The sequence below is a fragment of the Undibacterium sp. TC9W genome (assembly GCF_049339865.1).
Taxonomy (GTDB): domain Bacteria; phylum Pseudomonadota; class Gammaproteobacteria; order Burkholderiales; family Burkholderiaceae_D; genus Undibacterium.
The window spans coordinates 36364-58678 of the sequence record NZ_JBMPPJ010000001.1 but is presented as its reverse complement, the minus strand read 5'-3'; the positions used below and the strand labels follow the sequence as shown (position 1 = coordinate 58678).

The window sequence follows — 22315 nt, the reverse complement described above, 5'->3', positions numbered from 1 at the left end:
CCCGGCGATCTTAAAAATTAGTTTTTAGATTGATCAACCAGTTTGTTTTTAGCAATCCAAGCGCACTTAAAGGCGTAAAAAAAGTCGTCCAAGTGGACGACTTTTAGCCTTCGAACTGCGTGCGCCTGCAAGCGCACGCTAGATGATGCCCGGCGATCTGCAGAATTAGTTCTTCGATTGATCAACCAGTTTGTTCTTCGCGATCCATGGCATCATGGCACGCAATTTCGCACCCACTTCTTCGATCTGATGCTCGGAAGTCAAACGACGGCGGGAAATCAAAGTCGGTGCACCAGCTTTGTTTTCCAGGATAAAGCTCTTCGCATACTCACCAGTCTGAATATCTTTCAGACACTGGCGCATGGCGTTTTTGGTGTCTTCTGTAACAACTTTAGGGCCAGTCACATATTCGCCATATTCTGCATTGTTGGAGATCGAGTAATTCATGTTGGCGATACCGCCTTCATAGATCAGGTCAACGATCAATTTCAATTCATGCAGACATTCGAAGTAAGCCATTTCTGGTGCATAACCAGCTTCAACCAGGGTTTCGAAGCCAGCCTTGATCAGCTCAACCGCGCCGCCGCACAGTACGGCTTGTTCACCGAACAAATCAGTTTCTGTTTCTTCACGGAAGTTGGTTTCGATGATGCCAGCGCGGCCACCGCCGTTAGCCATCGCATAAGACAAGGCGATATCACGGGCAGAACCGGATTTGTCCTGATACACAGCGATCAGGTGAGGCACACCGCCGCCTTGGCTATAAGTACCACGTACAGTATGGCCTGGTGCTTTAGGGGCGATCATGATAACGTCCAGATCGGCACGTGGCACGACTTGACCGTAATGAACATTGAAGCCGTGAGCAAATGCCAGCACTGCGCCTTGTTTGGCGTGAGGAGCAACGTTTTCAGCGTAAACCTGAGCGATATTTTCATCTGGCAGCAAGATCATGATGACGTCAGCTGCTTTGACTGCGTCGTTCACTTCAGCCACGTTCAGACCGGCATTTTTTGCCTTGTCCCATGAAGCGCCGCCTTTACGCAGGGCGACAGTGACTTTACAGCCGGAATCATTCAAGTTCTGTGCATGGGCATGACCTTGAGAACCGTAGCCGATGATAGCAACGTTTTTGCCTTTGATCAGGGAGAGATCACAATCTTTGTCGTAGAAAACTTTCATTTTGTATCCTAATAATTAAGTATTTTTGTAGGGGATGGCGTATGCCTGAAACTATATTAAACCTTGAGGATGCGTTCGCCGCGTCCTATGCCTGAACCACCGGTACGTACCGTTTCCAGAATTGCCGTGCGGTCGATTGAATCGATGAAAGCATCCAATTTACCTTTATTGCCGGTCAATTCTATGGTGTAGGTCTTTTCGGTGACGTCAATGATGCGGCCGCGGAAAATATCTGCGGTGCGCTTCATTTCTTCGCGCTCCTTGCCGACCGCTCTTACCTTGATCAGCATCAGTTCGCGTTCTATGTGCGCGCCCTCGGTCAGATCAACCACCTTGACAACCTCAATCAGGCGGTTCAAATGTTTAGTGATCTGTTCGATGATGTCGTCAGAGCCAGAAGTCACGATGGTCATACGCGACAGGGTCGCATCTTCAGTCGGTGCAACCGTCAGGGTTTCAATGTTATAGCCGCGGGCAGAAAACAGACCGACCACACGGGACAAGGCACCGGCTTCATTCTCAAGAAGGATGGAAATAATATGTCTCATTACAGATCCTCCGAACCCAGCAACATTTCAGTCAAGCCCTTGCCTGCCTTGACCATGGGCCAGACATTCTCTGTTTGATCAGTAATGAAGTTCATGAATACCAGCCTGTCTTTCATGGCAAAGGCTTCACGCACGGCGCCATCGACGTCTGCCGGGTTTTCTATCTTCATGCCGACGTGGCCATAGGCTTCCACCAGTTTGGTGAAGTCGGGCAGGGAGTCCATGTAAGATTCAGAATAACGTGAGCCATAATCAATTTGCTGCCACTGCCTGACCATGCCAAGGAAGCGGTTGTTCAACAAGATAATTTTTGGTGTCAGGTGATACTGCTTGCAGGTTGCCAGCTCTTGTATACACATCTGTATCGAGGCTTCGCCAGTGATACAGGCTACAGTCGCATCAGGGTTGGCCATCTGCACACCCATGGCATACGGCAAACCTACGCCCATGGTACCCAGACCACCGGAATTGATCCAGCGACGTGGTTTATCAAAGCGATAGTATTGCGCAGCCCACATCTGATGCTGGCCTACGTCCGAGGTAACGAAGGCATCGCCCTTGGTGACTTCCCAGACTTTTTCAACAACGGACTGTGGCTTGATGACTTCAGTGGAAGTCGGATATTTCAGGCATTCGCGGCCACGCCATTCGTTGACCTGCTTCCACCAGCTAGCCAGCGCCTTGGGATCAGGACGTGTCTCAACTGCACTCAGTTGTGACAACATTTCCTGCAAGACGTCTTTGACATTGCCAACGATAGGAATATCAACCTTGACGCGTTTGGAAATCGACGAAGGATCAATATCAATATGAATGATCTTGCGTGGGTGCGAAGAGAAATGCTTGGGATTGCCGATCACGCGGTCATCAAAACGGGCACCAATGGCGATCAGCACGTCACAGTGCTGCATGGCCATATTGGCTTCGTAAGTACCATGCATGCCTGGCATGCCGACGAATTTTTCATCGCTGGCACGGTAAGCGCCCAGACCCATGAGGGTATTGGTGCAAGGAAAACCGAGCAGATCGACCAGTTTGTTCAGCTCCGGCGCAGCATGCGCGAGTATCACGCCGCCACCGGTATAAATCATGGGACGTTCAGCCTGCAACAGCAGTTGCACAGCCTTGCGAATTTGACCTGCATGCCCTTTATCGACTGGCTTGTAAGAGCGCATTTCGACTTCTTTAGGGTAGCTATAGGTAGTTTTGTGCATGCTGATATCCTTGGGGATATCCACCAGCACAGGGCCCGGACGACCTGTCGTTGCTATATAGAATGCTTTTTTGACGGTCTCGGCCAGATCCCTGACGTCCTTCACCAAAAAATTATGCTTTACGCAGGGACGGGTAATACCGACGGTGTCACATTCCTGGAAAGCATCCTGGCCGATAACGGCACTGGGCACCTGACCTGAAATGATCACCATGGGAATCGAATCCATATAAGCAGTTGCCAGCCCGGTTACCGCATTGGTAACACCAGGTCCGGAAGTGACCAGAGCCACGCCTACTTTATTGGAGGAACGGGAATAAGCATCGGCAGCATGTACTGCAGCCTGCTCGTGACGCACCAGGATGTGTTGAAACTTGTCCTGATTGAAGATTGCATCATAGATATAGAGTACGGCACCACCCGGATATCCGAATACATGCTCAACACCCTCTTCGGCAAGACACTTGACAAGTATCTCTGCGCCTGTAAATTCTGAACTCATAAATTGTGTCCTTTCAAGGTCCATAGGAGATTGATCGGATGTTCTTTCCTGGCGAAATCGACATGTAAATACCGGAAAGCTGAGATCCCTTTACGTGCGGTCACATTTCCCTTTACACATCCGTTGGATATGGTACCAGGCAAGGCTTAGTGCACTCGTTCAATCAGTATTAAGGCTTTACAACGACAGACTTCTCACGCTTGTGGCATGGGTCAGAACAAACAGCTTCTTAAAGCGAACTTGTCGGCGACGGCATTGTGGGCTGCTCCAGACAAGCATTTTGTGCCCCGAGATTTTGGAGCGGACTCACAAGGTACTGCGTCGCAGCAATTTGGTCAAGGAAAATTCTACAAGAAAAGAAACTTATTTGCCGTTAAAATGTTATCAAATGACAATAAGCCACAAAATTCAGGACATAAGCACGTATTTTTGCTAGCATGTGCGCAATTTTGCATAGCCAGCTTCTTTAGTTCAACGCCATTGATCGCCATAGATCAAAGCCAGTGCGTAATGACAATGAGGAAGCCGCGCCTGCTATAACAACGTAACTCAACGCAAAGCGAACGTAAAGCGCGTAACTGCCAACAATGGCCACAGACAAAGAATTATCCAGCTTTTTGGAAGGTGTAGAACGACGCGCTTTCAAACATGCTGTCTATACTGTAAGAAATGAAGAGTCTGCTCTGGACATTGTCCAGGAAGCAATGATCAAGCTCGCCGAAAAATATGGCGACAAACCAGCGGCAGAATTGCCCATGCTGTTCCAGCGTATACTGCAAAACACTATCCTGGATTTTTTTCGCCGGGAAAAGGTCAGAAACACCTGGGTCAGCTTGTTTTCAAGCATCACGCCGTCAAATAATCAGGACGACGATAATTTTGACTTGTTAGAAAGTTATGCTGAAGAAGGCTCGGAATCATCCGAATCCAGTGCAGACAAGATAGAACGTGAACAAGTCCTCAACATAATTGACGAAGAAATAAAAAAACTTCCAGCACGTCAACGGGAAGCATTCCTCATGCGTTATTGGGAAGACATGGATGTAGCGGAAACCGCCGCTGCAATGGGTTGCTCAGAAGGCAGCGTCAAAACACACTGCTCCAGGGCAACACACGCATTGGCCGTCACGCTCAAGGCGAAAGGAATACACCTATGAATTACTCAAAAGAAGCTAAAGACCTTGAGTTTGCTTACAAGGTAAGACGGGCGCTGAACGAGTCAGCAGAAAGCCTGCCTGCCCCTACCCTTGACAGGCTGGCGCTGGCACGCAAAGCGGCTTTGGCTCGCAAGAAGCAGGAAGCACCAGCAGCCGTGAAGGTATTCAAGGGCGTGCTGGCTGGCAACTCTGGCTTTTCTTTCCAGGGACCAGGTTCCTGGATGGGCAAACTGGGCCTGGCCCTGCCTTTACTGGTCCTGGTTGTCGGCTTGCTGGGCATTTATGAATACGAGCAACAGCAAAACATTAATGAACTGGCAGATATCGATACTGCCGTCCTGGTAGATGAATTACCGCCAGCCGCCTATGTTGATACTGGATTCAGTGCTTATTTGAACAAAACAGAGGAGTAGTAGTGGCGTTTGCGTTAATACCGAATACTGTTTGTCTCATTATTCTGTCTCTTGCAATACCGCTGGCTTTTGCTGGCGGTATTTCTGTTCCTGCGTCCAATCCACAAAGTACAGTTAATATAGCTAAGGCCAGCACTGGCCTGCTGGGTGGCAGTACCCTGAGCAAACCGCTGTGGACAGAACTCAGCGTTGCACAGAAACAGGCTTTGGCACCATTGAGCCCGGAATGGGACAAGATGTCAGAACTCGGTAAGAAAAAATGGCTGGGGATCGCCGATCGCTATGCAACGATGAAACCGGACGAACAAGCCAGGTTGCAAGAACGCATGCGTGACTGGGTCAAACTGACCCCTGAGCAACGTATGGCGGCGCGCGAAAACTACGCAAAATCAACACAACTCAAGCCTGAGCATAAGTCGGCCCAATGGCAACAATATCAACAACTGAGTGAAGAAGAAAAAAAACGCCTCGCAGATGAAAATCAGAAAAAGAAAAGCGTGACCAATCTGCCATCGGAATCTGTCAAGAATCCAAAAATCCTGGCACCTATCAAGGTAGGTCCGACGCCGCCCAATACATCAGCACCAGCCGTTAAAGTCATTACACCACCTGCGGCAGTTGTTGGTACACCCGCTGCACCTGTCACACCTGCCACCTCAGTTGCCGCTACACCACCGGCAACTACTGCAACCGATACCACTGCTGCCAGCGTGCCCGCGTCCCAAAACAAGTAATCCTGTGAATTCTGATCTGACTGCTCCAGCCATACGCCGCCGCCTGATTTGCATGGTCTATGAGGCCATGCTGCTGTTTGGTATCGTTTTTGTGTCCGGCTTTATCTTTGATGTCATCACACAAAGCAGACATGCCCTGACTTTACGTCATGCCCGTCAGTTCTGGCTGTTTCTTGTCATTGGTGCATATTTCGTATTTTGCTGGAGCCGCAGCGGCCAAACCCTGGCGATGCAGACCTGGCGCATCAAGGTGGTTGATCTGGATGGCGGCAAATTGCCTGTAGTAAAGGCTATAGTGCGCTACTGCCTGGCATGGATGTGGTTTTTGCCCGCAATGGCACTGGACTATCAACTAGGCCTCAAAGAGTGGCAAATGGCTGGCGTGGTCATCGCTGGCATGCTGGCCTGGGCATACACCGCCCGTTTCGACAGGCAAGGCCAGTTCTTGCATGACCGTCTGGCCAAGACCAGATTGATCCATATTCCCTCAGAAATTGAGCTGAAAGCGCAGTCAGGAACCTGATACTCTTTTGATGTTGCGCTTTCAATGTTATTCTTATGAAATAAATTATCGAGAAGAATGACATGCAACACAAAGCTCCTCGTCGCACCAGGGAACGCATACTTGAGTTATCCCTTCGCCTTTTCAATGAATTCGGTGAACCCAATATCACCACGACCGTGATTGCTGAGGAAATGAATATTTCCCCAGGTAATCTATATTATCATTTTCGCAATAAAGACGATATCGTCAATTCTATCTTTGTGCAGTTCGAGGCAGAGATCAACAAGAAGCTGGCGTTCCCTGAAGGCCGCAAAGCCAATATCCAGGATATCTGGACTTACCTGCACCTGACGTTTGAACTGGTCTGGCGCTATCGTTTTTTTTATCGCGACCTGAATGACCTGCTCTCCAGAAACCGCAAGCTCGAACTCAACTTCAAAGAAATACTGACGCACAAGATCAAAGTCGCGACCGAACTGTGCAATGGATTGCGCGCAGATGGTGAATTTGAAGCCAGCGATATCGATATCGATGCACTGGCCACCAATATGGTGGTTGTCGCAACTTACTGGCTGTCGTATGAATATGTGCGCAATCCGCGCAAATATACTGAACTGCAAACCATGTCAGAGTCGCTGGCACGTGGCTGCTACCAAGTGATTGTGCTGATCAGCCCTTACCTGCGCGGCGAAACCAAGAACGTCTTTGAAAAACTGTCGCAAGACTATTTGCGCAAGATCAATCCAGCATGAAGAATATTTGCGTCTATTGTGGCTCTTCGCCGGGCATTACGGCAGACTATGCCATTGCAGCACGCCAACTGGCTGCTGAACTGGTCAGGCAAGACCTTGGCCTGGTGTATGGCGGTGGCAATGTTGGCCTCATGGGTGTCATTGCCGATGAAGTCATGCGCCTGGGCGGCAGGGTCACGGGGGTCATCCCTAAAGCACTGATGGATAAAGAGGTTGGCCATACCGGCCTGAGCTCCCTCCATGTTGTTGCCAATATGCATGAACGCAAGGCCATGATGGCTGATTTGTCGGATGCATTCATCGCCATGCCTGGTGGCATAGGCACACTCGAAGAATTATTTGAAGTGCTGACCTGGTCGCAACTGGGCTTTCACGAAAAACCTGTTGGTTTATACAATATCAATGATTTTTACCGGAAATTGCATGATTTTCTCTTGCACACGGTAGAACAGGGCTTCTTGCGGCCTGGCCACCTGGACTTGCTGCATATGGAAACCGACCCAGCCCAGCTCTTACAGAAGTTTGCCAACTATCGCCCAGTGCACGTGAAAAAATGGCTGGAAGTCAAAGACCTTTGATTTCTCTGCACGCCTGAAGCTTTACTCAAGGGCCAAAACCGCATGGCGAGGCCAAAAGCAGAGTAAAATGCGGCTTCATCCGACTTTTCGTGTTTATTTCAAATTATGAAATTCTCCAAGCAATTCTCTTTGTACGAATCCGAAGCAACCAACTTCATCAAAGACCTGAAAAAAGCCAATCCTGCGCTGGAACAAAGCCAGCGCGATGGCCGTGCCCTGCTGTGGGACAAGCAAGCGATAGATCTGGATACGCAAAAACGCAATCTGGAATCGCGCATTAACCAGCAAGCCTACGTGTATCAAAACAAAGGCTAAGGCTAATACAGCCTGCCTTGATACCCTGATCAATCCGGAAAGCTAGTGAGCGCCACAGCAGCGTTAACCCCAACCGATTTACCCTTGGTTGGCGCAACCGACAGCACGCCTGATGTTGTCGATGGTCTGGCATTTGCCAAGCTGTATGGTGAGCCGCTGTTCAAGCTGCCGACAGATCTGTATATCCCCCCCGACGCGCTGGAAATATTCCTGGAGGCATTTGAGGGCCCGCTGGATTTGCTGCTATACCTGATACGCAAGCAAAACTTCAATATCCTTGATATTCCGATGGCGCAAGTCACGCTGCAGTATTTGCAGTACGTCGATCAGATACGCAAACACAATCTGGAACTGGCCGCCGAGTATCTGCTAATGGCAGCCATGCTCATCGAGATCAAATCACGCATGCTGCTGCCCTCCAACAAGAGCACAGACAGTGAAGAGGCTGATGATCCACGCGCCGAACTGGTACGCCGCCTGCTCGAATATGAACAGATGAAGCTGGCTGCTTACGATCTCAATGCAGTGCCACAACTGGGCCGTGATTTTTTGCATGCCCAGGTGTTCGTCGAACAAAACACCGTGCTGCACTGGCCGCATGTCGATATCGCTGACCTGCAGTCTGCCTGGGCCGATGTATTGAAGCGCGCTACGCTCGTCGCCCATCACAAGATCAGCCGCGAAGAACTGTCGGTGCGCGAACACATGATGGGTATCTTGCGCAAGCTGCAGTCATCCAAGTTTGTTGAATTTTCAGATTTGTTTGATGTCAGCCGCGGTGCGCCGGTGCTGGTCGTGAATTTTGTCGCCCTGCTTGAGCTGGCCAAAGAAACCCTGATAGAAATCACCCAGGCTGAAGCCTTTGCGCCTATTTATGTGCGCCTGGCCTATTCGCCTGCCTGATGGCAAGAACAAAAACCATTCCTCACTAAAGAGCCGTAACATGAAAATCATTTCCTCCATTGAAGAATTGCGCGACCAGTTAAGTGGACAATTGCGTACTGCATTTGTACCCACCATGGGCAATTTGCATGAAGGGCATTTATCCCTGATGCGGCTGGCAAAAAAACATGGCGACCCTGTAGTCGCCTCGATTTTCGTGAACCGCCTGCAGTTTGGCCCGAATGAAGATTTCGACAAATACCCACGCACTTTCCACGCTGACGTCGAGAAGCTGGAAAAAGAAGGCGTGTATGTCCTGTTTGCACCGACTGAAAAAGACCTGTATCCAGAACCGCAAGAATACCGCGTGCGCCCACCGGATGATCTGGGCAATATCCTCGAAGGTGAATTCCGCCCTGGATTTTTCACTGGTGTCACCACCGTTGTACTAAAGCTGTTCTCTTGCGTGCAGCCACGCGTTGCCGTCTTTGGTAAAAAAGATTATCAGCAGCTCATGATCGTGCGCAATATGAGCAAACAATTTGCCTTGCCGACAGAAATCATCGCCGCTGAAACTTTCAGGGCAGAAGATGGTCTGGCACTATCTTCGCGCAATATGTATCTGTCACCAGAAGAACGCGCCGAGGCACCTGCCTTGTATAAAGTCTTGAATGAAGTCGCAGCAGAAGTACGTGGCGGCCATCTGGATATGTTTGAACTCGAACGTCAGGCTATGGCAAAACTGGCGACACGCAACTGGAAGCCGGATTACATCTCGATACGCAAACGCGCCGACCTGCAACCACCATCTGCTGGCGATCTCGCCCAGCAATCACCGCTGGTGGTAGTCGCTGCCGCCAAACTGGGTGGCACACGCCTGATAGACAATCTGGAAATCTGATGCGTCGTTTTCAATTGCTAACAGGCAGCCTTGCACTTGCAGCCTGCCTGACTGGGAGTCTTGCATCAACCAGTTCGTATGCTGCCATCACGGTACTGGATGATGCACAACGCCCAGTCACGCTAGAAAAACCTGCGCAACGCGTCGTCAGCCTGGCACCGCATATCACTGAGATGCTGTTCGAGGCAGGCGCGGCAAATAACATCATCGCAGTGACTGATTACAGTGACTATCCCGAGGCTGCGAAAAAACTGCCATCGATAGGTAATATTTTTGCACTGGACCTGGAGCGCCTGCTCTCCCTCAAACCGGATCTGGTCATTGTCTGGGGTACGGGCAATGCAAAAATCCTGGCCAATAAATTGCGCAGCAACCACATTACAGTGTTTGAAAGTGAGCCCCATAATTTTGAAATGGTGGCAACTTCGATAGAAAGACTGGCGACACTGGCTGGTACTGAAAGTACTGGTAAAGCCAATGCCCAAAAATTCAGGCAGCGTCTCGACAATCTGCGCAAGACTTATCAATTGCCAGCCGGGGCAGCGCCGGTCAGCGTGTATTATCAAATGATACGCAGGCCTTTAATGACCATCAATGACACGCATATGGTGTCTGACTCCATACGTCTGTGCGGCGGCAAAAATGTGTTTGGCCAGCTCAAAGAGTTAAGCTCCACCATCACCAATGAAGCAGTGCTGGCGGCGAACCCTGATGTCATCTTCAGCAGCGGTGAAAATATCGACAGCATGGCAGACTGGAAGCAATACCCGATACTGACAGCCGTAAAGAAAAACAACTTCTACACAGTCAAAGGTGACTGGCTGAATCGCGCGGGGCCACGCATACTCGATGGCACCGAAGCACTTTGTAAACATCTGGCCGCAGCAAGAAGCAAATAAGCGCTGGCAGCAAACAATTTCTTTTCAAGCGATAATGTTTGTCTTGCTTGCTGCCGCAAGCCTTACAGATTGATTGCAACTCATGCGCCAAGGTATTTTGTTTGCAGGCTCCGCGTATTTCCTCTGGGGCCTGTTCCCTATTTATTTCAAGACCCTGCACGACGTCCCTGCGCTGGAAATCCTGCTGAACCGAATGCTGTGGTCATTGCTATTCCTGGTTGGCGTTCTGACCTGGCGCAAGCAATGGGCCTGGGTCAGCACAGCAATCAGGCAACCAAAACTGATAGCCGGCTTTGCCCTCAGCGCCGTACTTTTATCGGCCAACTGGTTCGTCTATATCTGGGCCGTCAATCATGGTCATATCGTTGATGCCAGCCTCGGCTATTTCATCACACCCCTAGTCAATATCCTCATAGGCTCAGTATTGCTGCGTGAGAAACTGCGCCCTGGTCAATGGCTGTCAGTAGCCCTGGCTGCTGTCGGCGTCGCCTGGCTGACCGTACAGACTGGTCACCTGCCATGGATAGGCCTGGTACTGGCAACTACCTTTGGCACTTATGGCTTGCTGCGCAAGACCTCTGCCCTGGGTGCGCTGGAAGGCTTGTCACTGGAAACCGCCCTGCTCTTTCCATTTGCGTTTGGCTGGCTATGCTGGCTTACTGCACAAGGACAAAACAGCTTCATCGCCAGCAGTGTGGATATCAAGATGCTGCTGCTCATCAGCGGCCCTATCACTGCCATTCCCCTGTTACTCTTTGCGGCAGGCGCAAGGCGCATACCGATGACGACATTGGGATTACTGCAATACATCTCGCCGCTGGTGCAATTATTGCTCGGCGTGTGGCTATATCACGAGCCTTTCGACTCCAACAAACTGGCTGGCTTTATCGCCATTTGGGCAGCGCTGGTCGTCTATTCGGCTGAAGGTTTGTGGCGCAATTTCAATCAACAAAAAATATGAACGCCTAAGAAAACATCAAATTATTTTTTGTGAGTCAGTGCGAAATGGAAAGTTCAATAGCAGGCAAATGCTCATCATGCAGCAATTGGTAAAATCAGGATAAGTGAACACCCACCCGATGAAGACAGAATCTGCAATTGCATACCACACTCAGACGCTCTGTTACGAATGTTGCTCAAACCACGACCTTTTGAAGGAATTGCCAAGTCAAAACCAATTCCATTATCTTGAATGATGACTGAAATTGAGTCAGCATTGACTTTAGTGCTCACTGTCACCTGAGTAGCCTGAGCGTGTTTAATGATGTTGGTAAATGCCTCAAGAATAATTCTTTGCACATGCTGAACTTTAACCGGATTCATTTCCTGTATTGTCGGTAGCTCACCAATCTCCCAGACCAATTCTATTCCGGCACCGTTAAAACGGTGTTCGAGACGATAGCGTAATGCACCCAAAACACTCCCCAGATCACCCTCCATTGGCTCCAGCGCATCAATAGTCAACCTTAGCTCATCAATCAACTCCCTGACTTTTTGCTCCATGATAGCTGGTTGCATGATTTGAGTGCGAACATGATTTAACATACCAGCCAGTTGCGAGCCGAACCCATCGTGCATATCACGCATGATACGTTGCCGTTCAAGTATTAATGCCTCTTTGATTTGCCCTTCCTTCTTCTCTGCATTTGCCCGCTCGAGCTTACTCAGGGCTTTCTTGAGATTATTTCGCGTGCGCAGAAGACTACGTCTTGTGGCCTGTACCGAGCGTGTAAAGCGCATAGCCATGATGACACTCATCGCCAACATGAAAAAGAGAATGGAAAATCTTGCCAACGCAAATGTCTGATAGCCATGCTTCATATGTACAACAGCAATATGGTCATAAATACCAAAAGACAGTGCAATAACTGCAGCACCAAGCAACAAGTTATTTTGAAAGCTGGTTTTTTTCCTCCATTTGGCAAACAGCAAGATAGTCGTTAAAAATACATACAACAACATCACAAATAACCATACCTTGCGTGCCAGATAACTTTCGCCAAAACTATAGGAAAATGTCAGCAATACTGTTATCACCGCAAAAAGCCATATGCTTCTTACAGTCCAGACTGACTTCATTCTCAATATGTTGACGGTACTGAAGATCAGACAAGCGACGGCACCACCGTAAGCCATGTCTATTGCCCACCCCCACCATTTATACGGCAACATCGGTTCTGTGGTCAGTGCGTAGGTAGTACGAAACCCCCAAAGTAAGGCCGACAAACCAAAAACGATGTACGCACGGGATCCCGCAGCCCAGCCAAAACCGCAAAAGATCAAGGACAAAAACAGACAAATACTGATCGTGGCAAGAGATCCACCAACTTGCCAGGTCACTCTTTGCTCGAACATGGGGCTGATATCCTTTAATGGACCTATCCATACTTCAGACAAGCCAGCATAGCGTGCTACTTCACCAGCGACCGTCACAAACATTTTATTTTCACCAATATTCAAAACAGCATTTGCAATACTGAACATATGCGGGGCATGCACAAAGTCTTTACGCTGATCGTCAAGTTCTCCCTTGCTACCGACCGTCACGCCGTTGACCTCGACCCTTATACGATTACCTGCCCGTGGAAGAAAGATTGCATAGGTCTGTGCAACTTGCTGCCTTAGTACAAATGTGAACGAATAACGCATCACGCCAGCACGCATGGGCTTGTATACATTCCAGGAGTCAGGCAATGCAACGATGCCAAGCTGCACGCCTGAATTGGTATCCAAAAGACTTGCATGATCAAGGCGTAATACTTGCGCTTGTGCAAAACGGCCGTCAGCCAGCATAAGCACAAAAAATATCCCGACGGAAATGAAGCACTTTTGCAACAAGGCCATTATGACCATCCCTAATTCAGGTGATTTATTTTAAATAAAACAACTTATAGACTAATGTCATTAAACTATGTCAGTATAATTTAAGCAATGAAATTCCCTATGCTGCGTTAGTATTATGACACTCAAATATACCTAGAGGCACTATGATCACCATTCATGACCTTACCGGACTTAATGCAACGTCGATTTCAGCCATGCCCATCATCGCAGATCAAGATGAAATGAAAACTTATCTGACTGATCATGATGACACACAGAAATTATCAATCGCAGGTTCACGTCACAGTCAGGGTGGGCAAGCGACATGCAGTAATGGTGCGATGCTGATCACTGAGTTAATGAACAGAATTACCGAAATAAACACGACGGATAACACTGTCACAGTAGAGGCTGGTGCGACCTGGTCTGAAGTCCATCATCACTTAAACCAATTTGGTTTGGCTCCATTAGTACATCAATCGTCACCAGGTTTTTCAGTCGGTGGTTCACTGAGTGTCAACTGCCATGGCCGCGATGCCAGAAAAGGACCATTATCTTCCACCGTCAAAAGTTTGAAACTTTTATTGCCGAATGGAGATATCACAACAGTGACGCCAGCAGACGAGCTATGCAGAGCAGTGCTTGGCGGCTATGGTAGTTGCGCAGTCATTCTTGAGGCGACGCTGCATGTAGGGAGAAATGATCTATTACGCCAGGATGCAAAATTAATCAGCCTGGAGGATTATCAGAAAAAGATCGTTGACAGAGACAATACCAGCACCTGGCCGGACATGCACTATGCATGGCTGTCCTTTGATCCAGATGAGCTTTATGACGAGGTACTCAGCGTTGATTATGTCAACACCCTGCAAAGCGCCGCAAGCAATGAAAAACTTGATATTGAAAAATGGGCCACGGGCGAATTTACCAGTAAGGCATGGGCTGTTTCGCGCCAAAGCGCAGGCGCACGTTCCAAATTATGGCAACTGGTCAAAGCAATTTACCCTGGCGACCACACAATTAAAAGTCGCATGAACTGGATGCGCTCTGCCATTTCCTTTGTCCTGCATAAAGGCGTCAATGAAACTGACATGCTCCAGGAATATTTTGTCCCATTGCGTGAATTCCTGCCTTTTGTGAAAAAATTAAAATCCTTGTACCAGGAAACAAATACAGTGTCAGTCTTGAGCACGACGCTAAGGATAGTTCAACCAGAGAAAACCGATCATACGACAATTCTTTCATACTGCCCAAAAGAGAGCATGGTATGTGTGGCTGTTGATTTAAATGTGAAAGTCTCAGGTGGCGCACCAGATCCATCTGCCATAAGCTGCTTTAACAAGGCTATACAACTCGCAATCGCGGCGGGCGGTAGCTATTACCTTCCATACTATCGTGCCGCAGACCGGGCGCTGTTTCAGGAAGCCTATCCCAATCATGCATCCCTGACTTCTGTAATTGCAGCGCATAACCCGAATCGCAAATTGAACAATGATTTTTTAAACGCATACCTTTAAAAAAAGAGGCTGTCCAGAAAAAACTGGATGGCCTCTTTTTTATCATCAACACATCAGGCGTAGGGAAAGTTTCCCGGTCCCGCTTTACCAGTTGGGAAGTTAGGCGGCCTGTGGTGGCTAGTGTCGAGCACTTGGCTATGATAAAGCATCTTTGGAGTCATCCACGGGAATGGATGCGATAGCTGTATGCCTGCCAAGCTCAATGCATGCGTTAATACCTCAGATAAAAGGGCCTTGCTTGGGCCATGCATATCGGATAAGTCCAACAAGCGATCAACTACCCATTGCCATGTCGCCTGATCAGTAACATCTATATTTGCACCTAACTTGAATGCTCTGAAAATAAACTCACTACAATAAATGCGATCATCATCGCCCAAGGTCTTGGTGTCAAACATATCGTAAGGTCTGCCCAACATTAATTTGGCTTGTGCCTCGACCATTTGCTTCATTTCAAGTGACAGCTCCTGACCTGCATCTTTTGGTCTAGCGGCCCAGATATAGTTTCCCCTTGCGAGTTTCTGATTGCGCCAGGAACGCAAGCGCTCGATGCCTGCACCCGTCGGCCATGCAATCTCCTGGCTTAATTCAGCTGCATCATCATACGGGTGCAAAGAAACACGGTAATGGCTAAAATCTGAGGCGTTCGCCTCAATCACAAACACCTGCTGATCACGCCGTACAGCCATGGCAACATGACCAATATAATATGGCCCAAGATGCCCATCAAAATTACCCAGGCTAAATTCATTGTCCGGGCCGCCCAAACCAGCGCGAAATAACATGACCAATGGATTTTTCAGAAAATCATCCAACGTACTGTTTGCATCAAATCCAAAGATGTTAAAAAAATCCGGCAAGAAAGAACTGATGGCGTCTTTGACCTTAAAGGCCTCATGCAGTAATTTGTTTTCCGGCATGTCATATAAAGAATCGCCATAAAATTTTTCCAGCAAAAAGAATTGCTTTGCGTCCCCATCTCCAGCGCCATCTACAGTCCAGATTCGCTCTTTCACATTCGCTAATATCTGTGATTCATCATTCAAACTCTTAAACTGGAGAAAATCAGCATTGAAAGATGGGGCCAAGGGAATTTTTGAGTCTGGTGTCCTGGGGAACAGAAGATCGCCGGTTTGCAGTTTATCTGGCGAGGGTGAGAGTTCATTTATATTTGAAAACATGGAACCTCCGATACATTAGTTTATTTCAACAAGCCTAATTTGTTTGCTTCATACACAGCTTCACTTTTGGAATGCACTGCCAATTTCACATAGATATTTTTAATGTGTGTATGCACGGTATGTATCGATACTTCATGCAAACGTGCTACCTCTGCATATTTAAATCCTCGCGAAATATAATTCAAGACCTCCAATTCACGTGAGGTCAATGCCCCGCCTGGAGGAACATCAACGGCAGGGGCGGGTTCTTTCCGAAATTTACGCAATACCAGACGGGCAATCACCGGTGTCATAGGTGCACCACCAGAACTCAGCAACATGATCTGCTTTTCAATATCATCATCCATTGCATCCTTCAGTAAATACCCGGATGCACCCGCTTCAATACTGGCAAGCACATGTGACTCATCTTCAAACATGCTAATCACCATAATGTCAGTTGCAGGATGCCGGATTGCACAGTAACGGATGACGTCAATACCGCTGATATCCGGCAATCCCAAATCACTAAGCAAAACATCCGCATGATGGTCTTTAAGCCAATTCAACATATCGTTGCCGCATACAGCTGCATGAACCAGTCGCAAATATTCAGAGGCTGCAATTGACGCACAAAAACGTTCCCGCGTAGCCGCATCATCTTCCACCAGAGCAACGTCAATTTTTGATGTCAATTTATTCATATCAGAAAATTACTTTATTTCCCTGCAAAAGTCACTATCAAAAAATGGGAAAGCTATTCAAAAATAATGACACAGACTTGACTTCCGTCATGACGCAAAAAAGAACCAGTCGAAATTAATCCGGTACGGTGCATCCTAAGCTTTTCAGCAGCGCAACGCCCTCCCCATTTTTAGTGATTTTCCTTCCATAACTCAGCTTCTAATATTGGCAATACAGAAAGCAAAAATATCAATAATGTCGATGCAAGCAAGGCTGATGAATACGCAAGTTCAGACATGAAGATTTGGTTTCTGAAAATAAACTCCGCAACGAAAGAAGGACTTATCATGCCTGCCAATACCAACATGGAAATCAAGTATTTTTTTGGATGGAAGCCAGATTTACCAGATATCCGGGATCGTAGCTATTCGGCATCATTCGAATTGCTCAACAATTTGCCGGCCGCAGTAGATTTGCGCCCACTTTGCCCACCTGTAGTATCTCAAGGCAATCTGGGCTCGTGCACGGCAAATGCCATTGCCAGCGCGCACTACTTTTGTCAACTGAGGGAAAAGCGAGAATTTGCTTTCCAGCCCTCGCGTTTATTTATTTATTACAACGGTCGCCTGCTGGAGGGAACACAAGGCTCAGATAGCGGTGAATACATCCGGGATGGATTTAAAACGATCGCCAGTGAAGGTGTTTGCCCAGAGACCAACTGGCCATATGACGTCAGTAAGTTTTCCCTCGCGCCAGACAAAGAATGCTATGACAAAGCAAAAAATTACCAGTCAATACAATACGAGCGCCTGACACAGTCACTAAGCCAATTCAAGGCTTGTCTTGCAGATCAATATCCTTTTGTTTTTGGATTCACTGCCTATGAGAGTTTGCGGAGTGAAGAAGTCAGAAAAACCGGCAAACTGAACCTGCCAAATGGCGGCGAGAAAACCATCGGTGGTCATGCCGTCATGGCTGTCGGCTATGACGATGCCACACAATGCTTCATTGCACAAAATTCGTGGGGCACCGACTGGGGAGACAAAGGCTATTTTTATATCCCCTACTCCTATGTCACGGACAGAAATCTGGCCGACGACATGTGGACTTTGCGCTTGGTCGAAGTTTGAAGTCCCCCTGCATTTACACAATAAAATCTTCCGGGAGAACATCATGTCAATTCCAAACTATAGCAAATACCTGGCCGGGGTATTTGTGATTTTGCTTTTACAAGCCTGCTCTATACCAATCAAAAAAATCGAAGCCCCGGCACCGATCGAAGCAATAACTAAAACCGGGTATACGTCGAAACAAAAAGAAACAGATATCACTGCTTATCAGAAAGCGATTGGAGAAAAAGACGCCTCAGCAGCAAAAATTATCCGTAATCGCATCGTCTTGAGTATACGCAGGGAAATCGAAGTCAATTACTCTGCATTTGAAAGAAGCATGTTTGAAAACCGTGCCCAGACAGAGGTTGGCGCAGACATACTTGAACTGGCCTTGTCCACTGCTGCCACATTGACCGGTGCCGAAAGGGCTCGTAAGAATCTGACCGCCTTGCTGACAGGCGTCAAAGGTTCAAGACTGTCAATCGACAAAAATTTCTTTGCAGATAAAACCTACGGTACGCTGGTGGCACAGATGCGGGCATCTCGTGCCAACATCAGTGCTGACATCTATAAAAAACTTGCCCTTCTCAGCGTTGAAGAATATTCGCTGGAACAAGCAGAAATTGACCTGGTCAGCCTGTTTAATGCTGGAACGCTGCATGAGGCAGTTATTGCAGTAGCCAACAAGGCCGGTCAAGACGCGGTCAGCGCAGAAAAAAATGAAAAAGATAGTGCCAATCTGGTGCTTGATGCCACTGCGGATGACTTTAATCAAATCTACACATTGAGAAAAAAACTCAGAGAGATGTACTTGAATGGTGACATCGCTGGTGCGAAAAAAATATTGAAAGCACTGGACAGCAACATGCCTGCCAACATCAGCAATGACGATGTCTGGAAAAACCTTGATGCTGAATTGAAAAAAACCCAGTCGAACAAAGCCTATCTCAAAACATTGCTCGACGCATTTAATACAACCAAATAAGGAGACCATCATGGACGCACAAATCAGTGGAACAAAAACTTTACTGGCCCAGCAAACTGCCATCAATTTTTCTGAACAAGCCAACAACGTCAAGCTTTTTTCTTATCATGCTGGCAATGAGCCATTTAACAATGTGGTACTGCATGAAGTTTCGCTTGCTGAGGAAATTATCCCTCTGGAACTGGTCGAATTATCAGAAGATAAGACGATCAACGAACTTGTTGCAACATACAAGGAAAAAAACAAAAGCTTGTTGTTCTTCAACGCAATCTATGTTGAAGGTAACAAAAAAATGGTCGCAGGCTTTCGTTAAACTCAATAATCTGAGTTTGCAATGAGAATGGCGCGCTGTCGCTTTTCACTCAAATGCGACAGCGTTCGTAAAGTCAAAATAAAGCCGCATCGGTTTCGTGTTAAACTAGTCTCAACGCTAGGGGTCCTGGGGATAATCATTTCCGGGTGAGAGAGTCCCTTCTACCTGATCTGGATAATGCCAGCGAAGGGAAGCGCAAAGTCCCGGTCCCTCCTGCTTCTTTGTTTGCTCCCGCGCTGTCATCCACAACGCATTAAAAGCAAACCAAGAGCACATCATGTCTGACTTTACTGTACGCCCATACTTTTTACGCCCCACCGCCATTGCCTTCTCGATTGCCCAGGCTTGCCTGTTGCTGTCATCTGCGCATGCCCAGAGCACCGCAGGAAACGACAAATCCCTGCCTGAAGTGACCATCACTGGCAGCAAAGGTACAGAAAACAAGGTGGAGCGCAGCAAAGTCACCGGTTTTATTGATGGGGCACTGCTGGATACGCCTAACTCAGTCAATGCCTTTAGCACGGCACAGATGCAAGACCTGCGCATACGCCAGACTACCGATGCGATGAAATATGACGCCAGTGTCAATGATGCGTATAACGCCATCGGTTATGCCGAGCAATTCTCCATACGTGGTTTTGCCCTGGATAATTCCAGCAGCTACCGCAAGGACGGTTTTGCGATTCCTGGTGATGCTTCCATTCCTTTGGAAAACAAGGAGCGTGTAGAAATACTCAAGGGTATAGCAGGCTTCCAGGCTGGTTTTGGTACGCCAGGCGGCATCATTAATTATGTGACCAAACGCCCTGCCAGCTATGCAGTTCGCTCTGCCACATTTGAAATCAGTGAACGCGGCACTGTATATGGCGCAGCGGACATCAGTGATAATTCCAGTGACAAGCAATTTGGCTTTCGCATCAATGCAGCGGGGGAACGCCTGCGCTCTTATGTCAAAGGCGCCGATGGTAACCGCCAATTTGTCTCTGCCGCATTTGACTGGCACATCACACCACAAGCTCTGTTGCAAATCGATGCTGACTACCAGCACAAATCACAATTGTCAGTGCCGGGCTTTCAATTATTTAATGGCACTGATTTACCACGGGGTGTTCCTGCGGACCTGATGCTCAATGCGCAACCGTGGGCAAGACCGGTAGATACCCGCAACAGCAATCTTGGCCTGCGTTTTGAATATCAGATTAATGCAGACTGGCGCGCCAGTGTCTCAGCCAACAAACATGAATTCAAGCGCGATGACTACACCGCCTTCCCTTATGGCTGTGGTGCAGCCAATCTGTATCCGGGCTATTGCGCGAATGGTGACTATGATGTGTACGACTATCAAAGCGTGAACGAATCCAAATCACTGTGGGGCACGCAAGCGCTGCTGAATGGCAAACTCAATGTGGCTGGCATGCAGCATGAGCTGGCTGTTGGCCTCAGCAATTCACAGCGTAAAGATTATTTTGGTGACTATGTGTATGACTATGCGGGCAGCAGCAATTTGTTCCGTCCTGTCAGCGTAATGCCATCTGCAAATAAAACCGGCCCGGCTTTGCTGCGCCGTACTGACAAGGAATGGTCAGCATTTGTACAAGACATTATCAGTCTGCAAGACAATCTGAAACTGCATCTGGGTCTGCGTCATCTGAACATCTCGCGCACGCAACTTGATAATCCGGGCTATGACCAGAACAAGTTTCTATCGACGGCTGCGCTGGTGTTCAAACCAGTACAGCAAGTTTCTATGTATGGTAGTTTTGCCCAGGGCCTGGAACATGGCGGCATCGCGCCATTCGGCACCAGCAATGCCAGCCAGATGCTGAACCCCGGCAAATCCACACAAATTGAATTTGGCGTGAAGGCCGATGTGCAACGTGACCTGAGCTTGTCTGCAGCCATCTTCCGCATCAAGAAGCCGCTGGAATATACCAATAGCAGCAATACCTATGTCAGCAATGGTGAAGCCCTGCATACTGGCCTGGAGCTCTCTGCCCAGGGCAAGCTGACATCGCAACTGAATCTGGGTGCAAGCATCACTGCACTGGATGCCAAACAGCAAAACACTGGCATCAGCAGCCTCGATGACAAGCGCGTCATGAATGTGCCACGCTTTAAATCGACAGTCTATGCAGATTATGCGATAGCTGAAGTCAAGGGTTTGAATGTGAATGCAAGCTGGCAATACGCCAGCAGCAAGGCCTTCAGCCCGGACAATAGCGTTACCGTGCCTGGCTATCACGTTGTCAATCTGGGGGCCCGCTATGTAACGCAAATCGGCAATACGACCACTACCCTGCGCTTTAACATCGACAATGCACTGGACAAGTTTTACTGGCGTGATGTGACCCAATCTCTGGGTGGTTATTTATTCCCAGGTGCGCCGCGCACTTATAAAGTATCAGCACAATTTGATTTCTAATACGGCATGATCCTTTGAAAAGCGATGTCAGCTTATCTGGCATCGCTTTTTAATTGCCCGCAGTACTGCCATTCAATACTTTTCAGTCTATACGTGGCATTAGATACAGACTATGTCATCCTTATAGCCCGCATTCAGGCAAACCTATGAGTAAGGACATGATGAATACCTTCAAGTATATTTTTGTGATCGCAGGCAGTCTGCTCGCCAGTCTTGCAAGCGCAGATGAAGTATTAAAATGCCGCGCCAATTTCCCTGATTTTGGGAATGGCAAGCACCAGTTTGAAATACAGATAGACAAACTGGCAGATGGCAAGCTGGCAGGGAAAATTGATGGTAAGCCCGCCAATCAGGATATCAAGATGAAAGAGTATCTGATATCACCTGCACTGGACTATGAGACAGATCCGTACTCAGACGCTTTTGGCAAGCTCAATGAAGCAGAGACCGCCCTCATTCATATCCATAAATTGCAACAAGACCCGTATGCCGGAGAAAAACCGCTCGTTTCATTCCTCCTAAAGGAAGTGAGCAAGGTGCATTATTACGATATGGTCGGTGGTGCAGGCAGTAAAGCCAACAAATTTGGTGGCACGATACTTTTCGAGGCCTATAACAAATCAGGCAAGCGCCTGGGTAGCGTGTTCAGGTCCATCATGGTGGCGGATTGCATTTGATTGCATTTGCTTACCCCAGCTTGCCAGATACAATTCGTGAG

The 22315-nt window shown here is 48.1% G+C and carries 22 protein-coding genes and 1 riboswitch; of the genes, 16 read left to right on the top strand and 6 right to left on the bottom strand.

Translation table 11 applies throughout. The features are described from left to right. Positions 1-165 precede the first annotated feature (165 nt). Genes ilvC through ACO0LN_RS00285 form a run of 3 tightly spaced genes read right to left on the bottom strand, consistent with a single transcriptional unit; the run spans position 166 to position 3445 of the window. Positions 166-1182: a ketol-acid reductoisomerase gene (gene ilvC, locus ACO0LN_RS00295; RefSeq protein ID WP_110253979.1), complete on the bottom strand. Its 1017-nt coding sequence runs from the start codon at positions 1180-1182 to the stop codon at positions 166-168. 56 nt (positions 1183-1238) lie between these two features. Further along, positions 1239-1730: an acetolactate synthase small subunit gene (gene ilvN, locus ACO0LN_RS00290; protein ID WP_162059361.1), complete on the bottom strand. Its 492-nt coding sequence runs from the start codon at positions 1728-1730 to the stop codon at positions 1239-1241. Next, positions 1730-3445, bottom strand: a complete 1716-nt coding sequence (locus tag ACO0LN_RS00285) for an acetolactate synthase 3 catalytic subunit (protein WP_422970437.1) — start codon at positions 3443-3445, stop codon at positions 1730-1732. Before ACO0LN_RS00285 ends, ilvN begins: the two co-directional genes overlap by 1 nt. A 587-nt stretch (positions 3446-4032) precedes the next feature. Between ACO0LN_RS00285 and ACO0LN_RS00280 the strand changes: the two genes are divergently transcribed. The 11 genes from ACO0LN_RS00280 to rarD all read left to right on the top strand — a co-directional run bounded on the left by ACO0LN_RS00280 (position 4033) and on the right by rarD (position 11542). Further along, a complete protein-coding gene (locus tag ACO0LN_RS00280) occupies positions 4033-4602 on the top strand; it encodes an RNA polymerase sigma factor (RefSeq protein ID WP_162041826.1) in 570 nt (189 codons plus the stop codon). Then, on the top strand, positions 4599-5015 hold the full coding sequence (locus tag ACO0LN_RS00275) for a DUF3619 family protein (RefSeq protein WP_422950399.1): 417 nt from the start codon (positions 4599-4601) through the stop codon (positions 5013-5015). Before ACO0LN_RS00280 ends, ACO0LN_RS00275 begins: the two co-directional genes overlap by 4 nt. Positions 5016-5017: 2 nt before the next feature. Further along, positions 5018-5749 (top strand): DUF3106 domain-containing protein, encoded by a 732-nt coding sequence (locus tag ACO0LN_RS00270; RefSeq protein WP_422970436.1) that lies wholly within the window; start codon positions 5018-5020, stop codon positions 5747-5749. Between the two features lie 4 nt (positions 5750-5753). After that, positions 5754-6272 carry an RDD family protein gene (locus ACO0LN_RS00265; protein ID WP_422970435.1) on the top strand — a complete coding sequence of 173 codons (519 nt, stop codon included), beginning with the start codon at positions 5754-5756 and terminating at the stop codon, positions 6270-6272. Positions 6273-6334: 62 nt separating this feature from the next. Further along, on the top strand, positions 6335-7006 hold the full coding sequence (locus tag ACO0LN_RS00260; RefSeq protein ID WP_162041829.1) for a TetR/AcrR family transcriptional regulator: 672 nt from the start codon (positions 6335-6337) through the stop codon (positions 7004-7006). After that, positions 7003-7584, top strand: a complete 582-nt coding sequence (locus ACO0LN_RS00255) for a TIGR00730 family Rossman fold protein (RefSeq protein ID WP_422970434.1) — start codon at positions 7003-7005, stop codon at positions 7582-7584. Before ACO0LN_RS00260 ends, ACO0LN_RS00255 begins: the two co-directional genes overlap by 4 nt. 105 nt (positions 7585-7689) lie before the next feature. Further along, positions 7690-7899, top strand: a complete 210-nt coding sequence (locus ACO0LN_RS00250) for a DUF3460 family protein (protein ID WP_162059367.1) — start codon at positions 7690-7692, stop codon at positions 7897-7899. A 45-nt stretch (positions 7900-7944) separates the two neighbouring features. Then, the gene (locus tag ACO0LN_RS00245; RefSeq protein WP_422970433.1) at positions 7945-8802 is read left to right on the top strand and encodes a segregation and condensation protein A; all 858 of its coding nucleotides are present in this window, start codon (positions 7945-7947) and stop codon (positions 8800-8802) included. 40 nt (positions 8803-8842) lie between these two features. Continuing rightward, positions 8843-9682, top strand: a complete 840-nt coding sequence (panC, locus tag ACO0LN_RS00240) for a pantoate--beta-alanine ligase (RefSeq protein ID WP_422970432.1) — start codon at positions 8843-8845, stop codon at positions 9680-9682. Then, positions 9682-10581 (top strand): cobalamin-binding protein, encoded by a 900-nt coding sequence (locus tag ACO0LN_RS00235; protein WP_162041833.1) that lies wholly within the window; start codon positions 9682-9684, stop codon positions 10579-10581. Before panC ends, ACO0LN_RS00235 begins: the two co-directional genes overlap by 1 nt. Positions 10582-10663: 82 nt before the next feature. Beyond that, entirely contained in the window at positions 10664-11542 is an 879-nt protein-coding gene (rarD, locus tag ACO0LN_RS00230) for an EamA family transporter RarD (protein ID WP_422970431.1), read from the top strand. Between the two features lie 74 nt (positions 11543-11616). Here rarD and ACO0LN_RS00225 read toward each other — a convergent pair whose 3' ends face one another. After that, entirely contained in the window at positions 11617-13425 is a 1809-nt protein-coding gene (locus ACO0LN_RS00225; protein WP_422970430.1) for an ATP-binding protein, read from the bottom strand. A gap of 143 nt (positions 13426-13568) precedes the next feature. Here ACO0LN_RS00225 and ACO0LN_RS00220 point away from each other — a divergent pair, with 143 nt between their 5' ends. Then, positions 13569-14921, top strand: coding sequence for an FAD-binding oxidoreductase (locus tag ACO0LN_RS00220; RefSeq protein ID WP_422970429.1), 1353 nt, complete (start codon positions 13569-13571; stop codon positions 14919-14921). Positions 14922-14974: 53 nt separating this feature from the next. Here the strand turns inward: ACO0LN_RS00220 and ACO0LN_RS00215 are convergent, their stop codons facing one another. Together ACO0LN_RS00215 and ACO0LN_RS00210 are read right to left on the bottom strand one after the other, a co-directional pair. Further along, positions 14975-16102 carry a YiiX/YebB-like N1pC/P60 family cysteine hydrolase gene (locus tag ACO0LN_RS00215; RefSeq protein ID WP_422970428.1) on the bottom strand — a complete coding sequence of 376 codons (1128 nt, stop codon included), beginning with the start codon at positions 16100-16102 and terminating at the stop codon, positions 14975-14977. Between the two features lie 20 nt (positions 16103-16122). Continuing rightward, entirely contained in the window at positions 16123-16785 is a 663-nt protein-coding gene (locus ACO0LN_RS00210; protein WP_422970427.1) for a response regulator, read from the bottom strand. A gap of 327 nt (positions 16786-17112) precedes the next feature. Between ACO0LN_RS00210 and ACO0LN_RS00205 the strand changes: the two genes are divergently transcribed. The 4 genes from ACO0LN_RS00205 (at position 17113) to ACO0LN_RS00190 (ending at position 22274) form a co-directional block, all read left to right on the top strand. Then, the gene (locus ACO0LN_RS00205) at positions 17113-17895 is read left to right on the top strand and encodes a C1 family peptidase (protein ID WP_422970426.1); all 783 of its coding nucleotides are present in this window, start codon (positions 17113-17115) and stop codon (positions 17893-17895) included. Between the two features lie 977 nt (positions 17896-18872). Beyond that, positions 18873-19175, top strand: a complete 303-nt coding sequence (locus ACO0LN_RS00200; RefSeq protein ID WP_422970425.1) for a hypothetical protein — start codon at positions 18873-18875, stop codon at positions 19173-19175. Positions 19176-19284: 109 nt separating this feature from the next. Further along, a riboswitch (TPP riboswitch) is annotated at positions 19285-19384 on the top strand. 68 nt (positions 19385-19452) lie between these two features. After that, the gene (locus ACO0LN_RS00195; RefSeq protein WP_422970424.1) at positions 19453-21597 is read left to right on the top strand and encodes a TonB-dependent siderophore receptor; all 2145 of its coding nucleotides are present in this window, start codon (positions 19453-19455) and stop codon (positions 21595-21597) included. A 161-nt stretch (positions 21598-21758) separates the two neighbouring features. Continuing rightward, entirely contained in the window at positions 21759-22274 is a 516-nt protein-coding gene (locus ACO0LN_RS00190) for a hypothetical protein (RefSeq protein WP_422970423.1), read from the top strand. The last annotated feature ends 41 nt before the right edge of the window (positions 22275-22315 follow it).

What these genes read in the sequence shown, in the direction of transcription:
- ACO0LN_RS00195 (WP_422970424.1), top strand. Translation starts at nt 19,453, where the DNA reads ATGTCTGACTTTACTGTACGCCCATACTTTTTACGCCCCACCGCCATT.
- ACO0LN_RS00250 (WP_162059367.1), top strand. Translation starts at nt 7,690, where the DNA reads ATGAAATTCTCCAAGCAATTCTCTTTGTACGAATCCGAAGCAACCAAC.
- ACO0LN_RS00280 (WP_162041826.1), top strand. Translation starts at nt 4,033, where the DNA reads ATGGCCACAGACAAAGAATTATCCAGCTTTTTGGAAGGTGTAGAACGA.
- ACO0LN_RS00205 (WP_422970426.1), top strand. Translation starts at nt 17,113, where the DNA reads ATGCCTGCCAATACCAACATGGAAATCAAGTATTTTTTTGGATGGAAG.
- rarD (WP_422970431.1), top strand. Translation starts at nt 10,664, where the DNA reads ATGCGCCAAGGTATTTTGTTTGCAGGCTCCGCGTATTTCCTCTGGGGC.
- ACO0LN_RS00260 (WP_162041829.1), top strand. Translation starts at nt 6,335, where the DNA reads ATGCAACACAAAGCTCCTCGTCGCACCAGGGAACGCATACTTGAGTTA.
- ACO0LN_RS00275 (WP_422950399.1), top strand. Translation starts at nt 4,599, where the DNA reads ATGAATTACTCAAAAGAAGCTAAAGACCTTGAGTTTGCTTACAAGGTA.
- ilvC (WP_110253979.1), bottom strand. Translation starts at nt 1,182, where the DNA reads ATGAAAGTTTTCTACGACAAAGATTGTGATCTCTCCCTGATCAAAGGC.
- panC (WP_422970432.1), top strand. Translation starts at nt 8,843, where the DNA reads ATGAAAATCATTTCCTCCATTGAAGAATTGCGCGACCAGTTAAGTGGA.
- ACO0LN_RS00225 (WP_422970430.1), bottom strand. Translation starts at nt 13,425, where the DNA reads ATGGCCTTGTTGCAAAAGTGCTTCATTTCCGTCGGGATATTTTTTGTG.
- ACO0LN_RS00210 (WP_422970427.1), bottom strand. Translation starts at nt 16,785, where the DNA reads ATGAATAAATTGACATCAAAAATTGACGTTGCTCTGGTGGAAGATGAT.
- ilvN (WP_162059361.1), bottom strand. Translation starts at nt 1,730, where the DNA reads ATGAGACATATTATTTCCATCCTTCTTGAGAATGAAGCCGGTGCCTTG.
- ACO0LN_RS00285 (WP_422970437.1), bottom strand. Translation starts at nt 3,445, where the DNA reads ATGAGTTCAGAATTTACAGGCGCAGAGATACTTGTCAAGTGTCTTGCC.
- ACO0LN_RS00220 (WP_422970429.1), top strand. Translation starts at nt 13,569, where the DNA reads ATGATCACCATTCATGACCTTACCGGACTTAATGCAACGTCGATTTCA.
- ACO0LN_RS00255 (WP_422970434.1), top strand. Translation starts at nt 7,003, where the DNA reads ATGAAGAATATTTGCGTCTATTGTGGCTCTTCGCCGGGCATTACGGCA.
- ACO0LN_RS00215 (WP_422970428.1), bottom strand. Translation starts at nt 16,102, where the DNA reads ATGTTTTCAAATATAAATGAACTCTCACCCTCGCCAGATAAACTGCAA.
- ACO0LN_RS00235 (WP_162041833.1), top strand. Translation starts at nt 9,682, where the DNA reads ATGCGTCGTTTTCAATTGCTAACAGGCAGCCTTGCACTTGCAGCCTGC.
- ACO0LN_RS00190 (WP_422970423.1), top strand. Translation starts at nt 21,759, where the DNA reads ATGAATACCTTCAAGTATATTTTTGTGATCGCAGGCAGTCTGCTCGCC.
- ACO0LN_RS00200 (WP_422970425.1), top strand. Translation starts at nt 18,873, where the DNA reads ATGGACGCACAAATCAGTGGAACAAAAACTTTACTGGCCCAGCAAACT.